The sequence below is a fragment of the Streptomyces sp. NPDC002958 genome, assembly GCF_055563255.1.
On sequence record NZ_JBVHDS010000087.1, the window covers coordinates 1 to 1051 of the forward strand.

At 66.6% G+C, this 1051-nt stretch carries 1 protein-coding gene; it reads left to right on the top strand.

Annotation, left to right across the window (positions count from 1 at the left end):
- Nucleotides 1-199 precede the first annotated feature (199 nt).
- On the top strand, nt 200-1051 hold an 852-nt coding region (locus ACZ3IC_RS34200), incomplete at its 3' end, for a protein kinase family protein (protein WP_467422633.1).

The following is a 1051-nucleotide window of genomic DNA, read 5'->3' on the forward strand; positions in this document are numbered from 1 at the left end:
CCCCTCGCCGCACTGGCCAGCGCTCTCGTGGCCGCCTCCCACGACCAGTACTCTGTCGTCACACACGGATCCTGGGCGCCCTCTGCCCGCTCCGGAGGCCAAAACGCAGAGCGACGCGTCGTCGCACTCGGCGGGACTGCGTAGCCATTGCAGAATCGAGTTCGGCACCCAGATGGAGGCCACAGTGAAGTGCCCTGACATGTCGCGCGGTGCGCGCCTGACCGCCCATAGTGCCGTGTCCACATCCCTGGCCTTGTGCAGTGATCGCGCCCTGCGCGAGCTCGTGGACACGGCCGTGCCGATCGGATCCGGCATCGGCGGGAAGTCGGCCCTGCTGGAGGTCGCCGGAACCCCGGTCTTCGTGAAGCGGGTGCCTCTCACCGATCCGGAGAGGCAACCTGAGCACGTCCGGTCCACGGCGAATCTTTTCGAGCTGCCCGTCTTCTGCCAGTACGGCATTGGGACCATCGGCTGGCCGGGCTGGGGGGCCTGGCGAGAGCTCGCCGTGCACACCATGACGACGAACTGGGTGCTCGCGGCGGAATACGAGGGCTTCCCCCTGATGTACCACTGGCGGGTGTTGCCGGGCTCAATGCCCCTGCCCGATGAACTGGCCGACATCGAACGGGCTGTCGCCTACTGGGGCGGCGGATCGCAGGTGCGCCGCCGGATCGAGGCTCTCCAGCAGTCCTCGGCGAGCGTCGCGCTGTTCCTGGAGTACATCCCGCAGAACCTGCACCAGTGGCTGGGCACCCAGGTCGAAGCAGGAGACGAGACCACCAACCGAGCCTGCGCCACGGTGGAGAGGGACCTGGCAGCCGGCACCGCGTTCATGAACAGCCGCGGGCTCCTGCACTTCGACGCGCACTTCGAGAACATCCTGACCGACGGCCAGCGCCTCTACTTCACGGACTACGGCCTCGCTGTCTCCTCCGGGTTCGAGCTGTCGCAGGACGAAGCCGATTTCTTCGACCGGCATCAGACCTACGACCGCTGTTACACCGCCACGTATCTGGTGAACTGGCTGGTCACCGCTCTGTACGGATACCAG